The following is a 21,813-nucleotide window of genomic DNA, read 5'->3' on the forward strand; positions in this document are numbered from 1 at the left end:
GTTACAGTGTCGGATTCGGGTTAGGAGTAGGAGGAGCAGGCATATTTTCTGCATTTTCCTCAGCCAGCTTATCCGTATCTTTTCCTAAGTTAGTAGCTGCCCGCCCATTGGTATATGCCTCATAAGTAGTTTGAGTATTGAAAGGACGTTTGCCTATTAAGCGCTCCAGATCCGACTGGAATATAATTTCCTTTTTGAGCAATTCCTGCGCAATAATTTCCAGTTCTTTTCTCTTCTCCTGCAATAATTGCTTGGTTCTTTCATAGGCACTGGTAATAATATTGCGGACTTCCTCATCTATTGTCTGCGAAGTGGCTTCAGAATAGGGCTTATTAAAATTATACTCTGACTGCTTGGAATCATAGAAAGATACATTGCCAATCTTATCATTCATTCCATATACGGTTACCATACCATAAGCCATCTTCGTAATACGCTCGAGGTCACTTAAGGCACCGGTAGATACTTTGCCAAATACAATATCTTCAGCGGCTCTACCTCCTAATGTCATGCACATTTCGTCTAACAATTGCTCAGTATTGTAAAGGAATTGTTCCCGAGGAAGATACTGGGCATATCCTAAGGCAGCAACCCCACGAGGCACAATACTCACTTTCACTAAGGGATCAGCATGTTCTAAGAACCATCCAGCTACTGCATGTCCGGCTTCATGATAGGCAACCACTTTCTTTTCTTCCGGAAGAATTATTTTATTTTTCTTCTCCAATCCACCAATTACCCGATCAATAGCATCCTGAAAATCCTGCATATCCACAGCTGTTTTATTGCGGCGGGCAGCAATCAGAGCTGCTTCATTACAAACATTGGCAATTTCAGCGCCAGCGAAACCTGGTGTTTGCGCAGCTAGCTTTTTAGCTTCCACATCTGCAGCTAGTTTTATCGGCTTTAAGTGTACTTTAAAAATAGCTTCTCTGCCTACAATATCAGGTTTATCAATACTGATCTGACGATCGAAACGGCCTGGTCTTAATAAAGCAGAATCCAGTACATCCGGACGGTTGGTAGCAGCCAGTATAATTACCCCTGAATCCGTTGCAAATCCATCCATTTCTACCAGTAAGGAATTCAAAGTATTTTCACGTTCATCATTGGAGCCAGGCATCTGGCCTCTGCCTCTTGAACGTCCGATAGCATCAATCTCATCAATAAATACAATACAAGGCGCTTTTTCTTTAGCTTGTTTAAATAAATCACGTACCCTGGCAGCTCCTACACCCACAAACATTTCTACAAAATCTGAACCGGATAAAGAGAAGAAAGGCACAGCTGCTTCACCAGCTACTGCCTTGGCCAATAAAGTTTTACCTGTACCAGGAGATCCTACCAATAGAGCACCTTTGGGTATTTTTCCTCCTAAGTTTGTAAATTTGGAAGGATTCTTTAAGAATTCTACAATTTCTTTAATTTCTTCTTTTGCTTCATCCAAACCAGCTACATCATTAAAAGTAATTTTAACTTTATTTTCAGCATCAAATAAGGCCGCTTTTGATTTGCCAATGTTAAATATCTGACCACCTGGACCGCCAGTAGTAACACGGCGCATCAGCAGCCATAAGCCGAAAAACATAAGTATCAGAATACCCCAGTTAAGTAAAAAGCTGGTAATATCGGATCTTTGTTCCACTTTGTAACCTATGCGGTCATCCTCTGGCAATGATTTTTGCAAGGCATCCAGATCCGTTTTAAAAGATTCTGCAGAAATAATAGTAAACCTATAATGAGGGCCTTGATAAGGAGAAAAAGGACCTCTGCTGGTTAATTCTTCACGGTATTTTTCATTGTCTACTGCCTCTCTTTTTAAAGTAACCTCAACTGCTTTTTCGTTCACAATAGTTATCTCCGCTACATCATTGCTTTTCAGCATGTTTTCAAATCTTTTCTGGGTAACCTCGATGGTTGACGTACTTTTATTAAAATAAGTAACTCCAAGTATCAGGATAAGTAAGCCTGCTATCAACCAAACCTGATAACCCGGTCTTTGAGGGGGCTTCGGGAGTAGCTTTTTTTTGTTTTTATTGATGTCTGACATTATTATATATTAATTCAAATGAAAATTATAAAAGAAACATGAAAACCGGATGAGTTGTTTGCAACTTAAGCTTGTTCCCTGTAAGTAATTTGTGCATCGCCCCATAAATCTTCTAGGGCATAAAATGCTCTGCGGTCTTTTTTGAAAACGTGGGCCACAACATCCACATAGTCTAACAATATCCATTCCTTATTTTCCTGACCTTCTTTATGCCACGGATCCTGGCTGCTTAATTTGTATATCTCAGCCTCAATGGAATCAGTGATGGCGTCTACTTGTGTATCAGAGTTACCAGAACATATTACAAAATAATCAGCAACTGCATTTTTTATATGTTTGAGATTCAGGACAACAATATCAAGAGCTTTCTTCTCCTGCATCCCTTTTACTACCAATTCACTCAGTTCGTCAGAATTTATATTTACTTTGTTTATTATCATGCTGTTTTGTTAAGTTGCGCTTATATACGAAAATAAAAAATAACTTGTACAATATTTTGCCCAATACTTTATTTATAGGCAGAAAAATAATTTATCTGCCATCCTGTCATTCCACCAATGACATAGCTGCTTCTTTACTAAAAGATAAAAACGTAATTGAAGGTACAACTGTTATAACTGATCAGCAAACAGCAGGCCGTGGCCAAAGAGGCAATACCTGGGAGGCTGAACCGGGAAAAAACCTTACATTTTCAATTGTGTTAAAACCCTCATTCCTACAAGCTTCTCAGCAGTTTTCTTTGAATATGGTGATCTCTCTAGCCTGCTTACAATTTTTATCTGAGTACATTTCCGAAGGCATACAAATTAAATGGCCCAATGATTTATATTATTACGATAAGAAAATCGGTGGCATTCTCATCGAAAGTACAATTAAAAATACTATGCTCGATAACATAATAGCAGGAATCGGACTAAATATCAATCAGGAACATTTTGCTGAACCCAGAGCTATCTCTATGACACTAATTAATAAGCAAACATATGATCTTGAACGCTTGCTCACTAATTTATTGACGAAGATAGAGCATAATTATTTTAAACTAAAAACAGGACACCTATATTATATACAAAATAATTACCTAAAAAATTTATATGGATATCATAAAAATAGACTTTTTAGAACAAATATAGTTTTTGAGGGCCAGATCATAGGAATAGATGAGATTGGCAGGTTAGGTATAGAAACAGGTGGTGTGGTACGCTATTTCTTTTTTAAGGAGGTTGAATTTATATAGAATGCCTTATGAAACACTCATAATAATGGAAAGTTGATTATTTATTCATTAATACTGACCAACATATAAATTATCTTAATAATATCGAATCAGTGATAAATTAAAGGGAATAATTTAAAATTTGCCTTATATATAGTAACATTCATTTGTATCTGAAAAAGTGAATAGCTTAATAAAACCCGCTTTTTATTGCATATGATAGAATAGATACTAAAAACGTGTTTCCTGCTTTTCGATTGCACTGCAAGTTTAATTAATAGAATAATAATAAATGATTCATTATCAGATTTTTGTGCTGAAATTTAATCTCAAATTATTGTAATTCGTTTTTGCAATTAGAATTATTTATTAAAAGATTTTTTGTTGCCTCACTAAACTTATCAAAAAGTTATCTCTATAAATTGTGTGTAAGTCATAATTTAATATTACACCAAGAAGCTATACTGTTTTTCCGCTTTCTCCCACTTACAGTATTAAAGAACGAAACTTATACCTCAATTGAAGTATATGTAAACTCCGTTCACAAAATATTAAAGCTATGGGCGAAACTTTACTACCTGAAAAAGATATTAGAAGAAGCACTTTTTGCTATTCTAATTCATATGATCCTGCATTAGAGAATCTAAAAAAAATATACCGTAAAAGTTTATGGATTTTCAGCCTTCTTTTTATAGGCGCAAATGCCTGGGGGCAAACATTTACCGGAACTGGAAATTGGAGTGATGCCGCCAGATGGGGAGGGGCTGTACCAGCATCAGGAGCTAGTGTTACTATTAATGGTGATTGCTCTATAGATATAAATCCAACAGTTGGAAATATTACGATCAATGCCGGTGCTACACTTACGGCTAATACTTCAACTATTATTTTAAATGGCAATTGGACGAACAATGGAACATTTACAGCCGGAACAAGTACTGTGAATTTGCAAGGAACGATTGGTTCGGACGTGAATTTTATAGGCGCTACTACATTTTATAACCTACATGCCTCTGGTGCCATCAAAAATAATTTAACCATCTTTCCTGGGGCATCCATAAGTGTAACTAATAGTAATAATATTAACCTGACAGGTTCGCTCAATATAATTGGTGCGCTCACAGCAAATAATGGGACAATCAATATTGGGGGAAATGTGAGTATAGCGAATGCAGGATCTTCGTTTAATGCTGGCAATAGTTCAGTAAGTGTGGGAGGGACATCATTCTCAAACTCAGGTACCTTTACAGCAGGCACCTCTACTATTACATTTACTAGCGGAAGCACAGCCACAGTAAATGGTACAAATGCCAATACAACTGTTTTCAATAATGTTACAATTAACAAAGTAGGCGGTACGTTTGATGCACCAACTACTTTTACTATTAATGGCAATCTGATAAATACAGAGGGTACTTTCAATGCTGACACCGGAATAACCATAAGTGGTAATATAGCTATCAATGGAGGTACCTTTAATGCAAATACTTCCCTTATCCAGGTGGGAGGTGCTTTTACTGACGGTGCTTCAGCTACTTTTAATTCAGGTACATCTACTATACGTTTTACAGGTGCCACTTCTGGCGTACAGATTTATGGGTCTCCTGCTGAACCGTTTTATAATGTAGAAGTTGAAAAAAACAACGCAAATATTCAACTGGCTACCTCCCTGGTAATTTCAGGAAATCTTATTGTTAATTCCCTTCCGGCATACCCTGCCACCATTTATAATATATTGTTCAGCTTTCCGGGCGTTTCGTTAGATGTACAAGGAGATCTTCAGGTAAACTCTGGTGGTATTAATTTATCCCTTCAAGACAATACCTATCTTACTGTAAATGGAGCTACTACTGTTAGTGGAGGTAAAATATTCATAGCCCGTTCTACAGCAAATTCAGAGTTGAAATTAAATGGAGGACTGACTCTTTCAGCAGGGAGTATTGAGGTAGGTACTACTTTGCTAACCACACAATCCAAATTCAGTGTTACAGGTAATACGCTTATTTCAGATGACGGTTTTTTACTGGCCAATGCAAGTACAGTAGAGTTTTTTGGTGATATTATGCTGGCTGCTCCAGGTGCTTCCTCTAAATTCACTCCTTTTGGAACCAATGTTATTATTACCGGGAATTGGGAGAGTGATAGTGATGGCTATTTTACAGGAGCTACTTCTACTGTAACTTTTACCGGCAATAGCAATACGTCTATTCTAGGTGTAAATCGATTTGCCAATGTTACTATTCTGAAAGATGATGGTTTCACAGTTACTAACGAAAGTGACTTAATCATTGACAGAGATTTATTAGTACAATCAGGAGCATTAATCCTGAAAAATATTCCCGGCGATGATATGATCTTAAATGGTAATTTAACGATTGCCAATAATGCCTCTTTAGACATATCAGATGCTATATCTAATCCTGGCAATAGAATCAGAATCAGGATATCTGGTAATCTTACCGATTTAAATGACCAGGAGCCTAATATAAGTCCAAGAAGAGGTTTATATGTAGGATTAAATCCGGCAAATCCGATGGGTGTCAGAGGATGTTCGTCAGGAGGTTATTCTACTCCACCTGTTCAATTACTACCAACTATCTTTTTCAGAGGAGGAAATTTACAAATTATTACGGGTAGAGTAAAGCTGCGTACGTATTGTGGAGGTATTTATACAAATGAAGATCCTGGTATTGCTCTGCCTAATGTGCTGGTTGGTAAATCAGGCAATGTAGTTCAACTGAATACCAATACTAATGCACGTATTCATGGAGATCTTACAATTGATGGAGGAGAATTCTTTTTGAATTCTCGTGCTTTGTTTTATGGAGATGATGAAAATGATGAGATATTAATCAATACAGGAGGTATCTTTCATGCCAATGCCAGTTCACGTATATTTATGAATACCGGTACTACGGACAGAGGTACATTTTTAAAAGTGGATGGTGGCGCCCTAAAATTGATTGGTACAAGTACAAACCCAATTGTTATTACCCGTGAAGGTACTCCTGGGCAATATTACAGAATGGCTGCCTACAGAGGTACTGTAGAAGCTGCTTATACTACAATCAGTTATCAGGGAACTACAAATAGTGGATTTGCTGCTGATCCTATCTCAGCAACAGCTCATACAAATAATAGCAATGGAGGATTTAAGATATATAGTGAAGCTATTATTGACCCAAATAACTTAGGATATAACTTTAGTTATTGTACATTAGGTGCTAATGCAGCCAATAATACTACTTCACTTACTATTAATACCGGCCAAACACTCAATATAACTGGTACAACTTTTAATACTTCAGGTAGTGGTGGTTTCAACTGTGTAAATAATAATGATCCTAACAGTGCTGATCCATTGCGCACTGGTATTATTACATTCATCGCTTCTAGGGGTGAATTAGGAGGCGTGAATGGAGAGGCTTATGATGGTGGATTGAATGATACAGATGGTGTTATTTGGGAGACTTTTACAAAAATATACTGGGTAGGAAATACCTACGATGGCCGTGCTAATGCAGCTGCGACAGCATGGAATGATCCTTTGAACTGGTCATTGTCTCCTTCTTCTCCCAGGGTAAATCCGGACAATGTATATCCTGGACAGTATCCTGCTCCCGCAACTTTAGGTGGTGTGGCAGCGCCTGTAGATTCATTGCAGCAATTTGAAGTTTTCATTTGTGCATCTGCTAAAACTTCTCCTGTGGTTACTGGTAACTATGTTATTCAAGGCACATTAGTCAACAATTCGGTAGGCCGTAATGATCTGTTTGACTTAAGTCCGGTGATTGGTGCGAATAGAGGAAAACGTCTGGATTTGAATAGCTTTACACTTGAAGTATGGGGTGATTTTGTAAATAACTCAAGAGATGCTGCCGGAGGTAATATTACCGGGGGTATTCTGGATGTAAACCCTGGTGGTACCATCCAGTTTAAAGCCAATTTTGCAAGCTTTCATGATAATTCAGTAATTCAAGTAGGTTCAGGGTTTGCCTTGTATGCACTTGGAGGCGCTCCTTTGCAGGAGATTAAAATTAAAGCTAATGATTTGTATGAATTTACTATTAATAAACCTGAAGGAAGGGTTGTAGTACAAGGGTTCGGTAATGACAGACTGGATATTTTAGGCAATCTGAATATTCTTTCCGGAGGTATGGAAATGTTAACCAATACACCGATGAGGGTAGATGGTAATTTTAATATTTCTGGTGGCTTCTTTACCTTTAATGGCAGTAGTACTATAATCAGAGGTAACTGGAATAATACTGGTGGTACCATTAATACAGGTGCAGGTACAGTTAACTTCTATCCTGCTTCTACAGATTCTGATCTCTCTTCAGCAGCGGTTGATAATTTCTTTGTAAGAAGCAACGGACAGGCATTTAATGTGGTAAATTTCGGAATTGTTAGTGATGCAAGAGGCTCATCAACTCCACTCGTTCCTGCTTCTCCGGCACAAACTAAATATATTCTAGTAGATGATTTTGTTTCAGGCGGATTAACTACCATTGCTGCCAGAGGCCGAATAGCTGGTTCAGGAGTAAATGATTACAATGATAACCCAATTGTAGATGCTAATAACCCAGCGCAACCCAGAGTTATTGAGACAGCACCTAACATTACTGTAAAAGTAAAAGGCTTAAGGGTACGTGAGAATGGTGTATTTACGATTGCACCTGGTGCATCTGTGTTTATTAGTAATAACACTGATTACTTTGCCATTACCAGTATCAATCCTTTTAATCCATTCTCAGTTACTGATAATCTGATTGGTGTACGCGTAGAAGGAGCAGCTAATGGTTTCCCTAATGGTATTTTAAATGTAATTGGTACATCCGGAAGTTATGCAAAAATAAGCCGTAATGATATTTCTGGTGATTATAAATTCAAAGTAAATGGTACGATTAGCGCCAGATACTACTTTATAGAGTGGATGGATGCAGAGGGTGTTAATCTTACAGGTCCTACTTCTAAAGCAGCAAGCCCTGGTACAAAAAATGGGGGCGCAGCAAGTGCGCCTGCCGATTGTGCTGATGCTAGTGGTTGTAATAACCCATATGTTGCCAGTTTCAGTAATGGGGTACTTACCAATGGTTCTACAGCTGCAAATGCTGTATACATTCAGTATACGAATAATGCCGATGTGTTTGGTAACGCATTGCAAGGTAACCTGCCTGATACAGTGTTTAATGCCAGTTTTAGTAAAGCATTAGGTGTGAATGGGGTAAACATACGCCGAACGAGCAATGTGTGCGCAGCAGCTCCAGGTGGTATCCTTTGGTTTAAAGATGCAACTGGGGTACTGGCTGGTGAGAACTTTGATAATGATGGTTCAGCTTGCCCGGATGACAATATTGGTTTATATCTGCCAGGACAAATCCGTTGGAGACAACCTGTAATTAAAGTTTGGGACGGTGGAATGCCAGATGGGGGCGATCCAACTTTAGATGTGGTTATGCGTAGAGATACAGCCACAAACTGGCATACAGCAGCTAACTGGAATCCGGATGGTGTACCTACCAGTATTGATAATGTGGTTTTAGACCGGTCATTATTGAATGCTGATTATGTAGTAGAAATATATGATGGAAATGCAGAAGTGAAAGATTTAGATATCAGAAATGATGCATCTCTTACAGCATATACGCCTGCTGCTGCTTCTACAGGCTTGACGTTAGTTGTTGATGGAGGAATTTCTTTAAAAGTGAATGGAAACTTTACAGTTGACGTACCTACTGGGCAGGAGAGTTTAGGTCAGTTAAAAATGATTTCTTCAAGTGAGATGATCATAGGGGGTAACTGGGATAATGGCGGACAATTCTTCAGTGGCAATAATTCCGTAGTCAGATTTGGTGCAGGATTTTCAGGTAGCCGGGTAATTAACAATGTGGAAGCTCCAGCTCCTGCCTCTCCTAACGAAATTACTCCTTCTTCAAGGCCATATAATACCTTTTATAATGTAATTCTGGAAACCGGAACTACAGAAATTGTAAGTCATCTATTAATTAAGAATGACCTGAATGTATCTATTGGAGCAGTTCTGGATGCTAATGCCGGATCTTTCCCTATTACCATTGAAGGAAACTGGACGAATGCCGGACGGTTTAATCCACAGAGAGGTTTGGTAACTTTCGCTGGTAACAAACAGCAGACTATGATACAGTCGACAGCTATTGCTGAGAATTTCTACGATCTGAAAATTGAAAAGCGTGGCAATAAGTTGATCGTAAGCGATAGTGTAGTTTTCCAGAGTAAAGCTACCGTAGCCAACCTGTTAAACTTGCAGAATGGCCGTTTCAAAACCAAAGAAACCAATGAGCTGATTATGCTGATTGATAATATCATTCGCAGGCCAGGTGCATCTGCTACTACTGCTCACGTAAAAGGTCCATTAGGTCATTTGTATAGTGGTAATGGTATAAGCAGCAGAAGCTTTTACCTGGGCGACAAACGATATCCGGGTGTAGCTAAATTAAATATAGCACTAACTAATCCAAGCCCTAATGCCGCTACTGTTTTCACAATGGAACAAATTGATAAAGATCCTGATCCGGCTGCCGGACCAACACCAGTAGGAGACGATAGAGACTTGCCAGATCCTTTCAATTATCTGTCAAAGAGCCGTTATTGGAAAGTAAAAAATATCCAGTTCCCTCCATCAGGCACAAATGCTGAATTGGCTTCAGGAGCAGTTGAACTACCTTTTGCTCCGGATGACGAAAGAATAGATACCACTTCAAACAATAGCTGGGTAAATGTAGATCAAACCTTAACAGCAGTATTGGCACAAGTATTACAGGCAAGCATTGTACAGGACTCAACAGACTATGCTGGTGTCGCTCCGATAAGTGCAATCAGAGGTACAGCCGCTAAGGGTGATTACTGGTCAGATTTAGGTGGTGTGTTGAATGTAAATGAAGATGCTAATGATCCGGACAATACCGGGGTGAATCCAACTATGTTATCACAGACCTTTACCAAATTAGGAAATGGAGACTTTACTTTTGCTTTCAACTTTACACCCTTACCTGTAGAATTATTGAATTTTGAAGCTAAAAAAGAAACCAGAGGTACGCAATTGAAATGGGTAACTGCCCGAGAACTGTTGACCAGTCATTTTATAGTCCAAAGAAGTAATACAGGCGATCTCTTCACTGCTATTGGCGAAGTAAAGGCGAAAGGTACAAGTTCACTACCAGCATCCTATTCTTTTATAGATACAGAAGCAGCTAGTAAAACGGTATATTACCGCTTGCAGATTGTAGATGTAAACGGAGAGGTATCTTACTCAAAAATTATAGCGGTAAGCCATGATAATGTAAAAGCAGAACTTTCACTGGTTACTTATCCTAATCCCTTTAACGGACGTAGTTTCTTCCTGCAACTGGCTGGTGAGACAAGTAGTAGTTCAGAAAATGAATGCACATTTGAAATTTATGATATGTTGGGTAAAGTAGTGCATACTGGTACAAATAAAATAATAAATGCGCAGGCCTTAGAAGTAATTATAGATCAAGCCCTTCCGCAAGGTATCTATATATTACACGTAACTTCTTTTGGTAAAAATTATCAGAAAAAGCTGATTGTGAAGTAAAAATAAGTTATACATGCATAAAATTACACTGTAAAAACGAATTAGCAGAATAAATTAACTTAATTATTTGTAGAAAGCCATTATATCGTACATATAATGGCTTTCTTATTTTATTTTTTTTCTTTCAAAGCATAGATAAATAAAATATATTTATCACTTCCAGTAATACCTGTACGTCAACCAAAACCAAGTAGCTATGAAAATAAAAATGTTTTTTTGCCTGCTATTATTTATCCAGATATTAATTGGAACTACAACTTCGGCACAACAGAATCTGTACTTAAGCAGCACATCGGGAGATGACAGTGGGGGTGCAAATGATTGTACAACTGCAGGATTCCCATGTTTGACAATAGCTCATGCTTTTACACAAGCCGATCCTGATTTATCTGTAAAAGTGGTTATTAATGTTGCTTCCGGTTCTACTTATAATGGACCTATTACAATAAATCGTTCCAATATTACTTTACGTGGAGCATTTGAGAATACTAAACCTGTAGGTGGCAACCGAGATGACAAGTCTATAGAAAGTGTATTTCAATTTGCAGCCAATAGCATTACAATAAATAATGGAGTGAATGACATTACCATTGAGGGATTTGAATTCAGGAGTGGTATACACTCGACTACTACTGGAATGGTTACTTTTGCAGCTGGTAGTACTAATTCAAATATTGTTCTCAGGCGTAATTCTATTGTAGGAAATTCACGGTACAGTGGAGGAACGACCTCTAATAGCCGTGTACAGCCTTTTCTTGTGAAAGCTGTAGGTGGTAGTCTTACTAATATACAGATAGTTGAAAATCGTTTCTATGGTTACGGAAATAGAGCTACCAATGTAATAGAAGTAAATTCAGCGGAAAGTGGTGTAATCAGGGGTAATATATTTGGGTCGGCAACTGAATATACTAATAACCTTGATGAAACTTCAAATTATTTAGACAAAGGAATTTTGTTAAGCAGTGTAAAAAACTTTGCCATAGCTCAGAACATATTTCAGACTATAAATTTTAGCGCTATAGAATTATTAGGAACACTGAATACCGGTGTTGCCATCAATGATGCTATTGTGCGTATAGATTCAAATGTATTCGACAGAACGAATTCAGAGCTAGGTACTTCAGGGACATTTGGTGTAACAGAACCTACAATTGCTGCCGGTATTTTGCTTCGGCCTCATAATGATGTAAGTGATATTAATAATTTTAATGGCGATTCAGTATTAATTCGATTTAATGATTTTGTAGATAATAATAGATATGCGATTGCTATTCCTAATGCTAATAATAACTTTACTACTAAAAGTATAAAAATATTTAGTAACCGATTTAGTGTAAATAATTTTGGTAACTCCTATGCAGACTTATATGTAGGTACAGATACAAAAACCAATAATGGTATAATTGACGCTAATGCAAACTGGTGGGGAAATACTACTTCCCCTTTTTCTCCAATTGCATTAACTACTCCTGGTTTAGGCACTGATATTCAGGGCGCCGCAGCAAATACTGCAACAGGCATTATCCAAACATATATTTCCCTATCTTCAAATACTGATAATAATCTAGTAAGCTATGCTTTCATACCGAATAAAGTAGCAATAGGCAGAAGTACGTCTGCTCTATTAAAGGAAATATTTAATGCAATAGCTGAAGATTGGACGCTGGAACTACCTGTAAGTGATTATGAAAATGCTCCTGCTATCCCTATAGTTGTACGTTCATTTACGTTAAACCCTCTTGATGTAACTACTGATGGTGAGTTACTCCCTGGATTCATCTTAAATGGCACCAACACTGATGGCTCTACACCTATTATCACCTTAAACAAAAATATACAAATAGCCAATGGTGATGATTTAACCTTAACAAGAGGCAAAATCCAACTGGGAGTCTATACCATGAGAGTATTGGGTGCATCTGGTTTGCCGGAAGGAAATGCCAACAGTTATATTATTACCAATAGTACCGGCAAATTGTTACAAACCGGGATCGGTGCTAGTAAAACCGGGGAAGTAATTTTTCCAATAGGTCCGGATAATATTTCATATACTCCAGCCAGAATTACCAATGCAGGTGTAAGTAACGATTTTTCTGTAGTTGTGAAACCTGGAATTGTAACACTTGGCAATGATGGAAATACAGTTACAGAAGATGCTGTAGATTTGGAATGGGATGTTATAAATGAAACACTTCTTGGTACGCCTAATGTTACTCTTACTTTGCAATGGAATGGCGATCCAGTAACTGGAAATGAGCAGTTAAATTTTGATCGTTCCATAAGCTATATGGCTCATTATACTGGTGGTAAATGGGTAAATCTGGAACTACCACCAGGGACTGCTGCTGTAGCAGGAAGTATTCCTGGAGATTCCTGGAAAAAAACAGCTTCTGGTATTACCAGTTTTTCGCCGTTTGCCATAGGAAGCCCTGGGGCGGCATTACCAGTAACACTGGTGGATTTTAAAGCAGCTTTGAAAAACAACGATGTGGAGCTTTCCTGGATCACAGCTTCTGAAAAAGAGAATGATTATTTTTCTGTGGAACGTAGTGATGATGGAAGCACTTTTAGTGAAATAGGTAAGATAAATGGCAAAGGAACTACAGATATTTCAAACGCTTATAATTTTACTGATGTATTTGCTACTGAAATAGGTAGGGATGTATTGTATTACCGGCTTAAGCAGGTGGATACAGATGGCAAATTTTCATATTCCAAAATCCAGGATGTAGTATTGCAGAACTGGGCTTTGCGTCTATTCCCTAATCCTGCTGATCATATCGTAAATATTGCTTTACCAGGAAAGGTACATCTTCAGGTAATTAGTACCCAGGGACAGGTAGTTATAGAAAAGAAATTTGAATCGCTTACTCAACTAAATGTTTCTGGTTTGCCTAAAGGAATGTATATTTTCAAGCTTACCAATGGCAGGAATATATTGTTTAGAAAAGTGAATATATACTAGAAAAAAAGCAGGTTTTGTAGCCTGCCTTTTTTTATTTTACTATTACTTCTTTCTTAGGTTCTTTTATATCCGGTTTTTCATTTTCTGCCACATATTTACTGCGGAGTTTAACAGCATTATTCTTCTTATCTAAACGCAGGTTCAGCATCTCAACCAGTAATGAGAAGGCCATTGCGAAATATACATAACCTTTTGGTACGTGTACATGGAATGCTTCGGCTACCAGCAATAAACCAATCATAATCAGGAAGGACAAAGCCAGCATTTTGATAGAAGGATGTTTATTTACAAAATTGCTGATGGCTTGTGCAAATGCAAGCATTACGCCCAAGGCAATCACTACCGCAATAATCATAATATATACACTGTCAACTAAGCCAACAGCCGTCAGAATAGAATCGAAAGAAAATACAATATCGAGTAATACGATCTGAATAATGGCTGAACGCATGCTTACAACTTTAGGTGTTTCACTTTCCCCGGTTGCGCCTTCCAGCTTATGGTGAATTTCAGTTGTACTTTTTGCCAGTAAGAATAAACCACCCAGAAACAGAATAATATCCCGGCCGCTGAATCCCATTTTGAAGGCATAAAACAAAGGTTCTTTTAAGCTTACGATCCAGGAGATTCCAAATAATAAGGCAACCCGTACGACCAGTGCAAGTAAAATCCCTATACTCCGGGCTCTTTTTTGTTGTTCTTTAGGTAATTTATCTGATACGATTGATATAAATATGATATTGTCAATTCCCAATACAATCTCCAGCAAAGTTAAAGTTAACAAACTGATGATGGCTTCGGTGGTTAAAAGCTCTTGAAGTTCCATATATTTTAAATGTCAGAAATCTAAATGTAAACAAACCTGATAGTTTAACTTTGCCCACTGATGTAAAGTTACAGGAAACAGGTTCTGTATAAGAGGAAAATGAAAATCATTTACCAATCAAAAAATTCTTCTTTTGTTTCAGCAGTTTTCTTTTTGGCCGTTTCCGATGGATCTGGTTGTGTTTTTTTACTTTTAAATAAGCTTTTCAATTCTTGCTTTTCTTCTTTAATATCCTCTTTGATTTTTTCTTTTACCGCTTCCTGGTCATAAGCTATTTTATAATCATCGGCTGTTCCTTTGATGCTTAGAAACAAATTAGAGGTTTTTTCTCCATCTGCTACAGCTACAGCCCTTTTCCGGCTTAAGTTATACGTAGGAATTTTCAGCCGGTAATCCATTACCTGGTCGAAAGTATGGGTGCCTCGTATTGAAATATTAGAAACATTGGACCGTATCTCCATCTCTGGAATATATACTGTACGATTGGCAATATGAATATTATTTTCCATTTCGGAGAAGCGGATATTAGCCAGATCCTGCTCATTAATAAACTTTGATAATTTCTGCATCGGATCAAAATTTATTAAACCGCCGTTGGCTACAAGTGTTTGTGCATCAGCCTGTAAACTGGCAGCATCCAAATCAAGTTGGCTGTTAAATGTCATAGATGTTTGCACAAGCGCTGTAACTTGTCCGCGTAAATGTTTGTCTGTAATAAATTCCTGATCAAAATTTTCGAACATAAAAAACACACTGTCGATGGCGATATTTTTAAAAGCCGCATCGCAATTTACCTGCATACGTTCAGATTGCCGGGCATCCAGGGTTCCTTCCATCTGAATATTTCCATCAGCCGCTTTAAATCTGATATCACGACCTTTAGCCATTTGATTAGCTACTTGCAAATTGCCTTCGATTTGGCTGGCTTTAAACCTGCGGAATTTTAACTGGTCTACTTTGCAGGTAATATCTAAAGCAAGCCCGGGAGAAATAGCAAACCGGTAATTATCTGCAGACGCATTTTTTTGCTTAGCTTCTGTATCTAAATCAGCATTTTTTGAGAGCAACTGATCAAAGTCGAGCATTTTTGAACTAAGTTCTGCCTCCGCTTCTAAACGTTGATCTTTGAAAAATATGTAGGCCAGTATATTTTTAAATGATCCATTAATAGTAAAGTCAGAATTTCCGGCATATCCCTGCAAGTTGTTTACCATCAGGTCACTTTTATCAAAAGCAAATCCGCCATTTATTTGCCGGAAGGGCACTGGGTTATCTGTAAGTTGAAATGATACATCTTTAATCTGAATATTTCCACTGGTCCGCACAAATTGATTTACAGCTTTGGCACGTAAATCCATCAGCTTTCCTTCAAAACTGATATCTGCTAACAGGCTTCCATTCGCTTGTGCAAATTCTTTTAAAGGGTAAAATGCCAATAAGGATGCCACATCTAATTGTCCGGAAATATCAAAATTTAAATAAGGATTATCAAAATTACTCATTGAGAAATTACCAGTGAAAGGCTTGCCTTCCAATACACCTTTGATATTGGTTAGCTCTATACTGGAGGTAGATCTATTGAACTTTTTGCCATTAGAAAAACGGCCGGTTACAAAGGTGTTTTCAATGCGTTTCCCAATGTCCTGTTGATACAAAGAGGCATCTTCACAACCAAATTGTACTTGTATGGCAGGCACCGATCCTCTGAAAGTAGGACCTTTGATCTGGCTATCGAAATAAACTTTTCCCTTGCTTTTGTAGACGCTTAGTTCATTTGAATATTGTGTGGGCAGTAGAGAAACTATCGTTTGAATATCAGTATTTTGACCTTTTAACTGCAGATCAATATTTCCCTGAGAATGATTCTCGAAAATACCTTCAACCAGAAAGGCAGAGCGTTTTACTTCTACAACAGAGGGTTTAATCTGTAAATATCTTTTTCCTAAATGATACACTAATTTACTTTCCAGGCTGATATCTTTGTCGGTGAAATATCTGTATTTACCAATATTAATAGCGTGGCTTTTCAGGGAGCCTTTTAGAGTCACAAATACTTCTTCAGCTTTTACCTGTAGACTGGCAGCTGTTTCATTGGCAAACAAATCGTACACCTGTTCATTTTTCAGATCAGTATAAATCACTTTCACCTTATTCAGATGGATTTGCTCTAAGTCGAAATTTACCTCCTGGCTGGTGCCGGTTGAATCTCCTTTCTTGAATATCTGGTAGTTTTCGTCACCTTTTTTATCTACCATAATCTGCACATCTGCTTCTTCCAGAAAAACTTCATTCACTTTGTATTTGCCTGAAAATATATTCCAGAAGTCAAAGGTAAGATACAAGCGGTCAGCTTTTGCTAAAGGTTTTTTGTGTTCTGGTAAGGCACCTTCTATTTCCAGTTGGGTAAAACTCAGGGCAACCTGAGGGAATTTATCAAACAAAGACAGTTCAATTTTTTTAACAGCTACTTTGGCTGTAAGGCTTTTGTTCAGCTCATTTACAAAAAGCCGGATAATTTGATCCTGATATATATAAATAATAGAGGTAGCCGTAACAAGTATAACCAAACAGGCAGCCAGACTGTACAAGAATAACTTTTTCAAATAAGTAATTTTTGTATTCAATGCGTAAAAGTTTTGTTTATAACGCAAAAAGGCAGCATATTGATTTACAGCGTAAATGTATATTATTATTTGTAGCACACGGGAGTAATTGCCAAAGTTTATATTCTTGTTTTCAATGCTGACTATCTGGGCTAAAATGCTGAAATTAAATTTTTGTATAGCACTATTTGTATAAATAAAAAATACATCTACATTTGCAAAACATTTTTTGAAAGGGAGTTTAGCTCAGCCGGTTCAGAGCATCTGCCTTACAAGCAGAGGGTCGGGGGTTCGAATCCCTCAACTCCCACTAAAAAGCCTCAGAAAAATCTGAGGCTTTTTGATTTTATAACTCATTAGCTCAAAATCCTACCTCGAGTACCAGCGACTGGAAGGACCAGGTATTAGTTAATGGGAAATATATGCTGCGGATGCCTAGTTCAAAAGGCACAAATAATCGCATAAAGTGGAATTCTGTGCTTAAATCAAATCCAATTGAGCGGTATTCCAGGGTACGGTCGCCGGTTTTTCCGGTACCATAATCAAAAAACGCATTACCCTTGAACCGCTTAAAATACAGCCATTTTCCTATAGCCCAGTCTGGGTTGAATAGTGGAAAACGGTATTCTACCGAACCATTGTAATATTCTTTGTGGCTCACATAGCTGTATCCTCTGGTAAAAGTGAGGGGCGTGCTGAATGGATAAACGGATGGCATCTCAGTCTGGTATCCTGCCCGTAACCTGAAACTATGGTGCTTCATCAAACCTGGAAAGAGCAGATTTCCCTGAACAGCAAATAATTCAGATTTAAAATCACCGCCAAAAGGCGTATTTCTATAATAGATGGCTAACGTCTGCCCCCATTTTGGATTAATGTCGCGAATGCTTCGTTTGTGCAAACGCTGGTAACTCAGGCTATACCGCATAGAATGTAATAAGCCATTTCTGTTCTCTACCATTCTATCCGACACATTGGAAATATTAGTATGAGCGCTTAGGTTCAGACTTTCCGAAAATCTGGAATGGGTAAAATTGAAAGGCAATCTGAATCCGGCACTCAGTATCTGTTCCCGCCATATATCCCGAACTACTGTATCTTCCTGCCCTTGCCTGCGAACCGTAACACCCGTATTTCTGGCTGTGGTTTCAAATTCAGCATCTAATATTGGATAAAATCCCTGGTAACTTAACCTGGTAAAGAAACTACCAGTTCGCTCATTACCATCGTAACCAACGCCAATATTTGCCAGTGCTGTATTGAGTAAATCCTGTGAAGTAATAGAAAGCGTAACAGAATTATCTCCTGAAGCAGCTAAAGGCGACCAGCTATAGGGATTAAAAATATGCCTGAACTTGTTGTACTTATTAATTTCGTATTTCTTTCCTGGAATATCTGCTACAATATTTCTATTGCCTTCCTGCTCAATTAAAGGTTCATGGTAATCAATAGTCCGGTCTTCTACCTGGTTCAAAGGGGTCCATTGGGTAGTATCATTGGGCATAGTGGCAATCCGGAATCCATTTTGGGTAAAATCATTAAAAGCAATGGTTTTTCCATCAGGCGAAACGGCGGGATTATAAGCGCCAAACTTGCGGGAAGTTACCTGGTATTGCTGTCCGGTAGTGATATTTACGGCATAAATATTATCAATCCCATTGAAAGGAGAGTTAAAATAAATATAATTCCCGTACATCACTGGGTGGGCAATGTTCATAACGTTATAAGGAATTACATCCTGGCTATTGCCGGTTGCTACATCTATCAATTGAATGGTTTTACCCTTCCGGTTTAATACAACTGCTACCATCTGTTTTCCATCCGGCGACCATCTGGGCATCAAGTAAAAATTATTGTCTGGATTATTGAGCTTGTTCAGTCGCTCGCCTGTAGTGGCATCTAGAATGACAAGATTATATTCATTATTAACGGAAACTTGGACAGCGGCTATTTTACTTCCGTCCGGAGAAAGGGCAGGTGCGCTAAGCCGGGTTTTGTGGGTGATTTGTTTGAGTTTATTATTTTTAATGTCATACGTTTTAATCACTGTATAGTCACGCATTGACCATCGGGGATCAAAGGCTGATTCGCTCCATACTAGTTTATCATTCACCACGGAGAGCATGCCGCTATCGTTAATATAGCCTGGTACAAATACTTTTTCCTCTCTTTTCCGGGAAGAATCACCCAGAATCACAAAGGTTTCTACATCGGCCAATCCTGATTTTTGTGCCAGAATACGCCCATCTGAAAGGAATTGCGGAAATTCATAACTGGTATACACCCTATTGCGGCCATTAGCTTTTGTTGTAGCTTCCGTAACAGGCAAATTTTCTAACTGCTTCTCCCAGATGCCTTTCATTTCCAGCATGGTGCTGTCGTATACATCTTGTACCCTCAAACCCAATTCTTTTTTAATAGATCTTGAAAACACAAAGGGCCAGAAAGGAAAATCATATGTCCGGTTGAGTACATTGCTCCAGGCGTCTGGTCCATATTTCCGCTTGACATGGGAAGTCATAAAATAACCCAGTTTATAGCGGTTATAATACCCTGTGATATAATCTCTGTAAGAACCCAGATATGCTTTCTGATAACTGTATGGACCTTTGGTCAGTAAAAAAGTGCGGAAATCCAGGTAGAAAGCAGGAATACGCCCACGTCCACTGGTGGTTAGGGCTGTTTCTGTGCCTACGGCATCGCCTTCCCAATACCAGCCGGGTACTGCCAGATTCGCTGTTACGGCTAATCCGCTTCCACCAAAGAGGTAATAAAATATTTTCGATAATCCCCTAAGCGCTTTATCATATTGTACTACATGCCGGAATTCGTGAACCGCCAGTAAATCAATCCAGTCGTTGGTGCCGAGCAAGGCATAATCTTGTGGAGGTAAAGTAAAAAATTCAGAATGTCGGGGAGTAATGGTAACAAAACCATTGCTGATCGCCGTCTGGTTCTGCAAAATAATCGAAATAGGCCGGGGTTCTCTTTGTAAAGTAGCTGATACCGGACTGTATACCGTTTCCATTGTATTGGCAGTACGCTGGGCTTCGTGTTCCATACCTTCCGGGAAAATAATACGGAATTTTGGTGTCCGGATCTGGAACCAGCGAAGGCTGGGAGGGTTTTGTTCCAGAATGGGTTGTGTTTGTGCTATACTCTGCACACTCATACAGGCGAAAAAAGCCAGCAGTAAATATTTTGTCATAAGCTAATGGTAGACCCAAAATACGCATTCAGGTACATAAAACAAATAGGCAGGAGCCAATCTTCGCGGTTTTGTGTTTTCTCAGGTTTGGCTTATCTTCGGCCTTCGTTTTAACTTTTATTTCATGCAAATCATTGAAGTGAGTAACCCAGCTCACCGCAAAGAATTTCTACAATTGCCAGTCAGGTTGTACAAACAGGAGAAGAACTGGATTCGTCCACTGGATACTGACATTGAAGAGGTGTTTGACCCCAAAAAGAATAAGTATTTCCGCCATGGCGAATGTACACGCTGGATACTACAGGATAATAAGAACCAAACTATTGGCAGAGTAGCGGCATTCATAGACCGGAAGACTTCCAAAACACACGATCAGCCTACTGGAGGCATGGGTTTTTTTGAGTGTATAAATGACGAAAAAGCGGCTTTTTTATTATTTGATACATGCAAAAACTGGCTTCAGAGCAAAGGGATGGAAGCGATGGATGGCCCGGTTAACTTTGGCGACAGGGATAAATGGTGGGGCTTGCTGGTAGATGGATATACGGAACCAAATTATGGAATGCCTTATCACCTGAAATACTATATTCCGCTGTTTGAAAAATATGGTTTTCAGGAGTATTTTAAACAATATACGTATCACAGGTTGGTAATGGACCCTTTGTCGGAGAAAATACGGGAAAAAGCCGAACGTATCGCCCGGAATCCATCCTATGTTTTCAAGCACCTGGAAGTAAAGCATCTGGAAAAATATGCCGAAGATTTCCGGACGATTTATAATAAGGCCTGGGTAAAGCACAAAGGCGTAAATGAAATGCCCAAAGCACAGGCCATGAATATTATGAAAAAGATGAAGCCGGTGCTGGACGAAACCATTGTTTGGTTTGCCTATTACGATAATGAGCCGGTAGGTTTTTTTATTATGCTGCCAGAACTCAACCAGATATTTAAGCATGTGAATGGTAAGTTAGACTGGAAAGGGAAACTGATATTTTTATGGCACAAATGGCGGAAAACCTGTAAAAAGATGTTTGGCGTAGCCTTTGGCATTGTGCCCGAACATCAGGGTAAAGGTCTGGAAGGAGCGATAGTAATTGCTGCTGCAAACAAAGTGCAGGTAGCCGGACAAAATTATGAGGAGTTTGAAATGAACTGGATTGGCGATTTTAATCCGAAAATGATGCACGTAGCTGAATCGGTAGGAGGGAAGATTTACAAAACCCATATTACTTACCGCAAACTTTTCGATGAAACCAAACCTTTCAAACGGGCACCTATTATTGAGTAAGTCTGGAACCAAGATTTTTAGAATTTGAAGATTAGCAGGATTAAAATGCGGAAGACGAAT

9 protein-coding genes and 1 tRNA gene are annotated in these 21,813 nt (G+C 38.5%); 5 read left to right on the forward strand and 5 right to left on the reverse strand.

Going from position 1 to position 21,813, the window contains the following annotated elements; translation table 11 throughout:
• Nucleotide 1: 1 nt before the first annotated feature.
• Complete coding sequence (gene ftsH / locus GXP67_RS15940; protein ID WP_162444043.1) at nt 2-2,050, reverse strand: ATP-dependent zinc metalloprotease FtsH; 2,049 nt, start codon at nt 2,048-2,050, stop codon at nt 2-4.
• Between the two features lie 65 nt (nt 2,051-2,115).
• Nucleotides 2,116-2,490, reverse strand: a complete 375-nt coding sequence (gene rsfS, locus GXP67_RS15945; protein ID WP_162444044.1) for a ribosome silencing factor — start codon at nt 2,488-2,490, stop codon at nt 2,116-2,118.
• Between the two features lie 56 nt (nt 2,491-2,546).
• Here rsfS and GXP67_RS15950 point away from each other — a divergent pair, with 56 nt between their 5' ends.
• The 3 genes from GXP67_RS15950 (at nt 2,547) to GXP67_RS15960 (ending at nt 13,828) form a co-directional block, all read left to right on the forward strand.
• Nucleotides 2,547-3,287 carry a biotin--[acetyl-CoA-carboxylase] ligase gene (locus GXP67_RS15950; RefSeq protein ID WP_232065239.1) on the forward strand — a complete coding sequence of 247 codons (741 nt, stop codon included), beginning with the start codon at nt 2,547-2,549 and terminating at the stop codon, nt 3,285-3,287.
• Nucleotides 3,288-3,825: 538 nt separating this feature from the next.
• Complete coding sequence (locus GXP67_RS15955) at nt 3,826-10,863, forward strand: T9SS type A sorting domain-containing protein (protein ID WP_162444046.1); 7,038 nt, start codon at nt 3,826-3,828, stop codon at nt 10,861-10,863.
• A gap of 196 nt (nt 10,864-11,059) precedes the next feature.
• Nucleotides 11,060-13,828, forward strand: a complete 2,769-nt coding sequence (locus GXP67_RS15960; protein ID WP_162444047.1) for a T9SS type A sorting domain-containing protein — start codon at nt 11,060-11,062, stop codon at nt 13,826-13,828.
• Between the two features lie 31 nt (nt 13,829-13,859).
• Here the strand turns inward: GXP67_RS15960 and GXP67_RS15965 are convergent, their stop codons facing one another.
• Nucleotides 13,860-14,654 carry a TerC family protein gene (locus GXP67_RS15965; protein ID WP_162444048.1) on the reverse strand — a complete coding sequence of 265 codons (795 nt, stop codon included), beginning with the start codon at nt 14,652-14,654 and terminating at the stop codon, nt 13,860-13,862.
• Nucleotides 14,655-14,764: 110 nt separating this feature from the next.
• A complete protein-coding gene (locus GXP67_RS15970; protein WP_162444049.1) occupies nt 14,765-17,257 on the reverse strand; it encodes a YhdP family protein in 2,493 nt (830 codons plus the stop codon).
• A gap of 235 nt (nt 17,258-17,492) precedes the next feature.
• Between GXP67_RS15970 and GXP67_RS15975 the strand changes: the two genes are divergently transcribed.
• Nucleotides 17,493-17,567, forward strand: a tRNA-Val gene (locus GXP67_RS15975).
• A gap of 51 nt (nt 17,568-17,618) precedes the next feature.
• Here the strand turns inward: GXP67_RS15975 and GXP67_RS15980 are convergent.
• Nucleotides 17,619-20,465 (reverse strand): BamA/TamA family outer membrane protein, encoded by a 2,847-nt coding sequence (locus GXP67_RS15980; protein WP_162444050.1) that lies wholly within the window; start codon nt 20,463-20,465, stop codon nt 17,619-17,621.
• Between the two features lie 124 nt (nt 20,466-20,589).
• Here GXP67_RS15980 and GXP67_RS15985 point away from each other — a divergent pair, with 124 nt between their 5' ends.
• On the forward strand, nt 20,590-21,753 hold the full coding sequence (locus GXP67_RS15985; protein ID WP_162444051.1) for a hypothetical protein: 1,164 nt from the start codon (nt 20,590-20,592) through the stop codon (nt 21,751-21,753).
• Nucleotides 21,754-21,813: the final 60 nt, after the last annotated feature.

Origin of the sequence: Rhodocytophaga rosea, from assembly GCF_010119975.1 — a bacterium.
Lineage (GTDB): Bacteria > Bacteroidota > Bacteroidia > Cytophagales > 172606-1 > Rhodocytophaga > Rhodocytophaga rosea.